We start from the raw sequence: 7,836 nt of genomic DNA, 5'->3' as shown, positions 1-7,836 counted from the left end.
ACGATGGCCGAGCACTTCCGCGACGAAGGCCTCGACGTGCTGTTCTTCGTCGACAACATCTACCGTTTCACGCTGGCCGGTACCGAAGTGTCGGCACTGCTCGGCCGGATGCCGTCGGCCGTGGGCTATCAGCCGACGCTGGCTGAAGAAATGGGTAAGCTGCAAGAGCGTATTACGTCGACCAAGAAGGGCTCGATCACGTCGGTGCAAGCCGTGTACGTTCCCGCGGATGACTTGACCGACCCGTCGCCTGCTACGACGTTCGGCCACTTGGATGCAACGGTCGTGCTCTCGCGCGACATCGCATCGCTCGGTATTTATCCGGCCGTCGACCCGCTCGATTCGACCTCGCGTCAGATCGACCCGAACGTCATCGGCGAAGAGCACTACACGATCACGCGCCGCGTGCAGCAAACGCTGCAACGCTACAAGGAATTGCGCGACATCATCGCGATTCTGGGTATGGACGAACTGTCGCCGGAAGACAAGCTGTCGGTGGCGCGCGCGCGTAAGATCCAGCGTTTCCTGTCGCAGCCGTTCCACGTCGCGGAAGTGTTCACGGGTTCACCGGGCAAGTACGTGCCGCTGAAGGAAACGATCCGTGGCTTCAAGATGATCGTCGATGGCGAGTGCGATCATCTGCCCGAGCAGGCGTTCTACATGGTCGGCACGATCGACGAAGCCTTCGAAAAGGCCAAGAAGATCCAGTAACGGTGAGTGTGCGCGCTTGGAAAGCAAGCTCGGCGGTCGTATCGGCCGCCGGGTGCGCGACACGCAACACACCCAACCAGCTTTGCATGGGATCCGAGCGAAGTGCTTGGCGCAAAACGGCGATCGGCGCGAAAACCCGCGCCGCAGCCGCTTCGCCGAAGCATTGAAGCGCGTCCCCAGGAGTCGATATGGCAACCATCAAAGTAGACGTCGTCAGCGCGGAAGAGCAGATCTTCTCGGGCCAGGCGAAATTCGTCGCGCTGCCGGGCGAAGCCGGTGAACTCGGCATTTTGCCGGGTCACACGCCGCTCATCACGCGTATTCGTCCGGGTGCCGTGCGTATCGAGGCCGAAAGCGGCGAAGAAGAGTTCGTCTTCGTTGCCGGCGGCATTCTCGAAGTACAACCGGGCGCCGTGACCGTGCTCGCCGATACGGCGATCCGCGGCAAGGATCTGGACGAGGCGAAGGCCGAGCAAGCGCGCAAGCGCGCCGAGGAAGCATTGCAGAACTCGGGCTCGAACATCGAGTATGCGACCGCGCAAGCCGAGTTGGCGTATGCCACGGCGCAGCTCGCCGCCATCGCTCGCCTGCGTAAGCTGCGCTCGCAGGCGCACTGACCGGCACGCCGGGCCTGGCTTCGCATCGAGCGGTATCGAACGATATCTTTTCGATAGGCAAGGCTGCGGCAACAAGATGACAAATAGGATGTTTACGCCGCCGGCCATGCGCCGAGCGGCGTTTTTTTTTGGCCGATCCCGTGCGCGGGCGCGCTTGCTGCGGGTAACACTTGATGCGGGCCTGCGTCGCTCGATGGCAGAATCAGTCGGAAAATATTTCCAAGACATGGAGACATCGAGATGGCGACGCAACCTCCCGAGGAAGGCGCTCTCATTGCGCCGATCAACGGCCTCTCGTACGTACGCGGTTCGACCGATGTGCCCCTGAGCGAAGCAACGATCGGCCAGCTTCTATGCGACACCGCCTCGCGCTTTCCCGACCGGCCGGCCGTCGTGTTTTGCGAGCAGGACATTCGATGGACGTGGCGCGAGTTTGCCGACGAGGTGGACGTGCTCGCCGCGGGGCTGGCGTCGCTGGGCATCGTTCGCGGGGATAGGGTGGGGATCTGGTCGCCCAACCGCGTCGAATGGCTGCTCACGCAGTTCGCGACGGCCCGCATCGGCGCGATCCTCGTCAACGTCAATCCCGCTTACCGGCTGGCGGAGCTCGAATATGCGTTGAACAAGTCGGCATGTTGCGCGCTCGTTACGGCGGAACGCTTCAAGACATCGCAATACGTGGAGATGCTGCAGACATTGGCGCCGGAACTGGCGCAGTGCGAACCGGGGCAACTGCGCGCGGCGCGCTTGCCGCATCTTCGCACCGTCGTGCGCATGTGCGACACGGTCACGCCCGGCATGATGACGTTCTCGGACCTCGTCGAGGCAGGGCGTGTGGCCATCGATTCCACGGATCTCGATGCGATCGGCGCATCGCTCTCGTGCACCGATCCCATCAACATTCAATTTACGAGCGGCACGACAGGCAACCCCAAGGGGGCGACGCTCACGCATCGCAACGTCGTCAACAACGCGCGCTACATCGCGATGGCCATGCGCTTCACCGAAGCCGACGCGCTCTGCATTCCCGTGCCGTTGTATCACTGCTTCGGCATGGTGCTGTCGGTGCTCGCCAGCGTGTCGACGGGAGCGAAGATGGTGTTTCCGGGCGAAGCCTTCGATCCCGCCGCCTCGCTGGCCGCTGTCGCGAACGAGCGCTGCACCGCGTTGCACGGCGTACCGACGATGTTCATCGCCGAACTCGATTATCCGGACTTCGCGTCATTCGACTTATCGACCCTGCGCACCGGCATCATGGCCGGCTCGCCATGCCCGATCGAGACGATGAAGCGAGTGGTCTCGCGCATGCATCAGTCCGAAATCACGATCGCCTACGGCATGACGGAGACGAGCCCCGTCTCGTTTCAAAGCTCGACCACGGATCCGCTCGACAAGCGTACCTCGACCGTTGGACGCATACAGCCGCATTTGGAAGCGAAGGTCGTCGATGCACTGGGCAACACGCTGCCTATCGGCGAGACGGGCGAACTGTGGACGCGCGGGTATTCCGTCATGCAGGGGTATTGGGACGACGAGGCGCGCACGGGCGAATCGATCGTCGACGGCTGGATGCGCACGGGCGATCTGGCCACGATCGATGCCGAGGGCTATTGCAACATCGTAGGACGGCTCAAGGACATGCTGATTCGCGGCGGCGAAAACATCTATCCGCGCGAAGTAGAGGAGTTCTTGTTTCGCCACCCCAAGATTCAGAGCGTGCAGGTATTCGGTGTGCCCGACGACAAATACGGCGAGGAAGTGTGCGCGTGGATCATCGTGCGCGCGGGCGAGCAATTGACGGAGGACGAGGTGAGGGAGTACTGCCGCGGCCAGATCGCCCACTACAAAGTGCCGCGCTACGTTCGCTTCGTCGAGGAAATGCCGATGACGGTGACGGGCAAGGTGCAGAAGTTCGTCATGCGGGAACGGATGATCGACGAACTGCGGCACTTGCGTTGAAGCGCCGAACACGTTCGAGCGACGTTCGCGCGCGCTGCATGGGCCCGCGCCGGGCGGACCCATGCATACATAAAAAAAAAGCGGGCTTAGTAGCCCGCTAAAAACCACACGCTACGGGGTTAGCGCGAGGAGACCAATGAAGGAGCCGCTGGACGCTACATCTGGCTAAGCGCACCGGCAACGACTCCAACAGAGATGCCCCGAGAGGGATTCGGCGCTGCCGACCGGCTCGCGTTGCTTCGTGCACTGGAACACACGACACGCTGAACCACATCCGTGTTGAAACCGTTGAAAGGCATTGTGGGCGAATTGAGAATCGGACGCGGTAACAAAGTGTTTCAGGTTGTAACGTCCTGCCCGCAAGGCATTGCGGGATTTTTTACGGATTCTTCTATTCGATTAAGTCAGTATTTCCGATTAATGGAAAAAATGAAATGAAGCCCGAAAGGCTTTCCGCAAATGATATCGAAAAATGCGCAATATGGGTTTTGTCTGCACAATGGCGCGCTTAAGATGAGCCCATATGTTCGCACGTCGCACGTGGATTTGACCGAGCATTGCACGCGCCGCGCCTTTTTACCTTCCGCCGTCGAAACACAATGAACGAGCCCGAGACCTTGAAGCGCATCCTGAATCGCGATCGTGTGATCGCTGTCGTCGGCTTGTCTACCCACCCGTATCGCCCGAGTCATTCCGTCGCGGCCTACATGCAGTCGCACGGCTACCGCATCGTTCCCATCAACCCGGCGTATGCGAACGACACCGCCGGCGTGCTAGGCGAGCGCTGCTACGCATCGTTGGCCGACGCGGCCCATGCGCTCGCGCAAGAAGGCGCCGCCATCGATATGGTCGACGTGTTTCGTCGCCCGGAAGAAGTCGCCGCCGTCGTCGAGCAGGCGATCGCAATCGAGGCGAAATCGGTCTGGCTCCAAGTCGGCGTCGTCAATGAGGAAGCGGCCGAGCGTGCGCGCGCCGCCGGGCTCGATGTCGCGATGAACGTCTGCGTGAAGATCGAGCACGAGCGGCTGTTCGGCGCCACACATCGCGCGAACGCGCCGGCTCCGCGCGTGCCCGAGTGAAGACACCGGCGCCGCGTGGCGGCGCGCTCGCCTTCGACGGCGGCAGGCCACCGCCCGCCGAGGCTTATTTGAGCCATTTGTCCCAAATGGCCTGAAACTCTCCCGTTTCGCGCGCGAGGTGCAGCCATTGGTCGACGTATTGCTGATACGTGACGTCGCCCTGCGGCACCATGTACGCCTTTTCGCCGTATTGGAACGGCTTGTCCGGGTGCACCGAGCACAGGCCCGGATTGAGTTTCTGCTGAAGGAGGGTTTCCGATGCGTCCGTCACCATCACGTCGGCCTTGCCTTCCAGGATCTGCTTGAAGATCGTAACGTTGTCGGGATAGACGGTCAGCTTCGCGTGCGGCAAGTACTGCTTCGCGAACCGCTCGTTGGTGCCGCCCGGATTGACGATCGCGCGCGTCGTCGGCTGGTCGATCTGCTCGAGCGTCTGGTATTTCTGCACGTCGGCGCAGCGCGTGATCGGCGCTTTGCCGTCGATCATGTACGGCTGCGTGAAGAAGACGCGCTTTTGGCGCTCGAGCGTCGTCGATACGCCGCCCACCGCGATATCGCATTTCGCGAGGAAGTCGTTCATGAGATTCGACCAGCTCGTCTTCACGAATTCGGCTTTCACGCCGAGCGATTTGGCGAGCGATTCGGCCATGTCGATATCGATGCCCTCGAACGAGCCGTCCGCCTTCAAGAACGAGTAGGGTTTGTAGTCGCCGGTCGTGCATACGCGCAGCGTGCCGCGTGCGATCACTGCCTCCAGGCGCGAGGCGGCAGGCGCGGCGGCGGCTGCGCCGCTCGCTTGGGCAAGCGCCGAGCCGGCGCCGCAGACGGTGAGCGCGAGGGCGGCGATGGACAGGCGGGCGAATCGTTTCATCATCACGGGTCTCCTTCGTTCTTGAAAAAGGGCGGTCGAACACATCGTTTCGTTCGATGATAGCCGCGCCAAAATGGCGCAGGCGCCGTACGGTGCAAACACCGTGATTCGGCGCTAGCGCCCGCACGCCTCCGGTAAAATGGCGGCTTCTTCGCCTCGCGCTCCCGCCTCGCCCCCGTGCCTACGACCCTGCTCAACGATACCTTTCTGCGCGCGCTGCTGCGCGAACCGACCGAATACACCCCGATCTGGCTCATGCGCCAGGCGGGCCGCTATTTGCCCGAATACAACGCCACGCGCACGCGGGCCGGCAGCTTCCTCGGCCTGGCCAAAAACCCCGACTTCGCGACCGAGGTCACGTTGCAGCCGCTCGAGCGCTTTCCGCTCGACGCCGCGATTCTTTTCTCCGATATCCTCACCGTTCCGGACGCCATGGGCTTGGGTTTGTCGTTCGCGGCAGGCGAAGGGCCGCGCTTTGCCCACCCGGTGCGCACCGAAGATGACGTGGCGCGCCTGCGCGTGCCGGACATCGAGGCGACGCTCGGCTACGTGACCGATGCCGTACGCTCGATCCGGCGCGCGCTGACCGACGGTAAAGGTCGCCAAAAGGTTCCGCTGATCGGCTTTTCCGGCAGCCCATGGACGCTCGCTTGCTACATGGTCGAGGGCGCGGGGTCGGACGATTTCCGCACGGTGAAGTCGATGCTGTACGCGCGGCCGGACCTCATGCATCGGATCCTCCAGATCAACGCCGACGCTGTCGCGGCCTATCTGAATGCCCAGATCGCGGCCGGGGCGCAAGCCGTGATGATTTTCGATACCTGGGGCGGCGCGCTCGCCGACGGCGTCTTCCAGCGGTTCTCGCTCGATTACACCAAGGCCGTCGTGCGGCAGCTCGTGCGCGAGCACGACGGTGCGCGCGTGCCCGTCATCACGTTCACGAAGGGCGGCGGGCTCTGGCTCGACGACATCGCCGAGAGCGGCGTGGACGCCGTGGGGCTCGATTGGACCGTCAATCTCGCACGGGCCCAGGGGCGAGTGGGCTCGCGCGTGGCCCTGCAAGGCAATCTCGATCCCTCGGTGCTGTTCGCGCCGCCGGCAGCGGTGCGCGAACAAGCGCGCGCCGTGCTGGACAGCTACGGCAATCATCCGGGGCATGTGTTCAACCTCGGTCACGGCATTTCCCAGTTCGCTCCGCCCGAGCACGTGGCCGAGCTGGTCGACGAAGTCCATCGGTATAGCCGAGCGATGCGGGCCGGGGCGTGAGCCCGGGCAGGCATGAATTTGCTGCGGCGCACCCAACTGGGCTCTCGGTCTAGGGCACGAACGGCCGATAGCGGCCCGATAAGTGGCATCGCCGGTGCGTCTCGCGATTGTCAAGACTTGACTTATACACATTCCTCTCGTTGCGCCGCAGTAGAGCGAAGGAAGGTTGACGGGGCGGAGCAAACGATGTAGTCGGGCCGTCATGGCCTTGTTTGACAAGGGTTTGCGGGCGGGCCTAGAAATGTGCGGTTGCCCACGAAACGACAGCGCGGCGGGCTCTCTTGGGTTCGCGCCGGTCAGTTTTCAACAAAGTTATCCACAGGCCGCGCCGGATCGACCGTAAAGTTCAGCGAGATCCACAAGTTAGCGACGAATCTCATGTTTCACTTTAAGTTCGAGTCCTACCGGCGTCGTCCGACGCATGCGAAACGGGTCGCCTTCCGATATGGCGCGTGGGGGAGTCGTTCCGCATGAGCGATGCGTATGTTCGCGTCGCGCTCGACCATCCGTTGCCGACTCTTTTCGATTACCGCTGCGATCCTTCATCGCCGCCAGCCTCCGGCACACTCGTCGCCGTGCCGTTCGGCAAGCGCGCGACGGTCGGGCTCGTCATCGAAGTGAGCGCTCACAGCGACGTGCCGGCGGACCGGCTGCGCAGCGTGCAGGCGGTTTGCGACGGCTGCGCGCCGCTTTCGGCCGAATGGCTCGCGCTCGTTACGTTTGCCGCCGAGTACTATCAACGGCCGCTCGGCGAAGTGGCGCTGCCGGCCTTGCCCCAGGCGCTGCGCGACGCGGCGAGGTGGCCTCGGCTTTTCGCGGTCGAACCGCGATTTCGGCTGACCGACGCGGGGCGGGCGGCATTGCCCGATGCGCTGCCCGTGCGCGCAGCCGCGTTGCGCCGGCTCGCCGCCGCCTTGGAGAGCGAGGGTGTACTCGGGGCGAGCGCAGCGCGAGCGCTGCATCCAAAGGCCATCGCGACGCTGGCGGCGTGGCAAGCCGAAGGATGGGTCGAGGCGGAAAACGACACCAACACCAACACCGGCGCCGGCGCCGCCGGTCGCGCGCTCGACTGCGCGGCGCACCTCTCGGCCGGCACTAGCGCGGAGACGCTCGAAGCCGCCATCTCCACGAGCGGCGTACAAGGCTTGGACGACTCGGAAGGCGCCGGGGCCGGCGACCCTGCGATCGCCCGGCGCATTCTCACGGACGAGCAAACGCAAGCCGTCGAAGCCATCGCCGAATCGAAGGGCTTTGCGCCGTTCCTGCTGCACGGGGTGACGGGCAGCGGCAAGACCGAGGTCTACTTGAGCGCGCTCGAAGCGCTGCTCGACAG

6 protein-coding genes and 1 pseudogene are annotated in these 7,836 nt (G+C 63.4%); 6 read left to right on the top strand and 1 reads right to left on the bottom strand.

The features are described 5' to 3' along the window. The 4 genes from ACTHNR_RS13730 to ACTHNR_RS13715 all read left to right on the top strand — a co-directional run. The coding region (locus ACTHNR_RS13730) for an ATP synthase beta subunit C-terminal domain-containing protein (RefSeq protein ID WP_440548214.1) at positions 1-711 on the top strand (711 nt) is incomplete at its 5' end. Positions 712-899: 188 nt separating this feature from the next. Then, positions 900-1,328, top strand: a complete 429-nt coding sequence (locus ACTHNR_RS13725; RefSeq protein WP_440548213.1) for a F0F1 ATP synthase subunit epsilon — start codon at positions 900-902, stop codon at positions 1,326-1,328. Between the two features lie 240 nt (positions 1,329-1,568). Continuing rightward, complete coding sequence (locus ACTHNR_RS13720) at positions 1,569-3,287, top strand: AMP-binding protein (protein WP_440548212.1); 1,719 nt, start codon at positions 1,569-1,571, stop codon at positions 3,285-3,287. Between the two features lie 599 nt (positions 3,288-3,886). Further along, the gene (locus ACTHNR_RS13715; RefSeq protein WP_440548211.1) at positions 3,887-4,366 is read left to right on the top strand and encodes a CoA-binding protein; all 480 of its coding nucleotides are present in this window, start codon (positions 3,887-3,889) and stop codon (positions 4,364-4,366) included. Positions 4,367-4,430: 64 nt separating this feature from the next. Here the strand turns inward: ACTHNR_RS13715 and ACTHNR_RS13710 are convergent, their stop codons facing one another. Then, positions 4,431-5,237, bottom strand: a complete 807-nt coding sequence (locus tag ACTHNR_RS13710) for a transporter substrate-binding domain-containing protein (RefSeq protein WP_440548215.1) — start codon at positions 5,235-5,237, stop codon at positions 4,431-4,433. A 177-nt stretch (positions 5,238-5,414) separates the two neighbouring features. On the opposite strand from ACTHNR_RS13710, the gene hemE reads away from it, so the two are divergent. Both hemE and ACTHNR_RS13700 read left to right on the top strand, forming a co-directional pair. Then, positions 5,415-6,503: a uroporphyrinogen decarboxylase gene (hemE, locus tag ACTHNR_RS13705; RefSeq protein WP_440548210.1), complete on the top strand. Its 1,089-nt coding sequence runs from the start codon at positions 5,415-5,417 to the stop codon at positions 6,501-6,503. 470 nt (positions 6,504-6,973) lie between these two features. Then, positions 6,974-7,836 (top strand): annotated as a pseudogene (locus tag ACTHNR_RS13700) (hypothetical protein); the annotation flags it as partial.

The organism is Trinickia sp. (assembly GCF_051954495.1).
In the GTDB taxonomy this organism is placed as follows: domain Bacteria; phylum Pseudomonadota; class Gammaproteobacteria; order Burkholderiales; family Burkholderiaceae; genus Trinickia.
The sequence above is the reverse complement of the archived record's forward strand: the minus strand, read 5'-3'. Positions and strand labels throughout refer to the sequence as shown.